A 440-nucleotide genomic window follows, 5' to 3' on the forward strand; every position below is an offset into this window, starting at 1 on the left:
GACTACCCGGGTATCTAATCCTGTTTGCTACCCATGCTTTCGAGCCTCAGCGTCAGTTGGTGCCCAGTAGGTCGCCTTCGCCACTGGTGTTCCTCCCGATATCTACGCATTCCACCGCTACACCGGGAATTCCGCCTACCTCTGCACTACTCAAGGCCAGCAGTTTTGAAAGCAATTCATGGGTTGAGCCCATAGTTTTCACTTCCAACTTGCCGGTCCGCCTGCGCTCCCTTTACACCCAGTAATTCCGGACAACGCTTGCACCCTACGTTTTACCGCGGCTGCTGGCACGTAGTTAGCCGGTGCTTTCTTGTTAGGTACCGTCATTATCGTCCCTAACGACAGGAGTTTACAATCCGAAAACCTTCTTCCTCCACGCGGCGTCGCTGCATCAGGGTTTCCCCCATTGTGCAATATCCCCCACTGCAGCCGCCCGTAGG

Annotated in this window: 1 rRNA gene; it reads right to left on the minus strand. The window is 55.0% G+C overall.

Going from position 1 to position 440, the window contains the following annotated elements:
• Positions 1-440 (minus strand): 16S ribosomal RNA (locus tag PGH32_RS24795); the annotation flags it as partial.

Origin of the sequence: Erwinia sp. SLM-02 (assembly GCF_037450285.1) — a bacterium.
GTDB lineage: Bacteria > Pseudomonadota > Gammaproteobacteria > Enterobacterales > Enterobacteriaceae > Erwinia.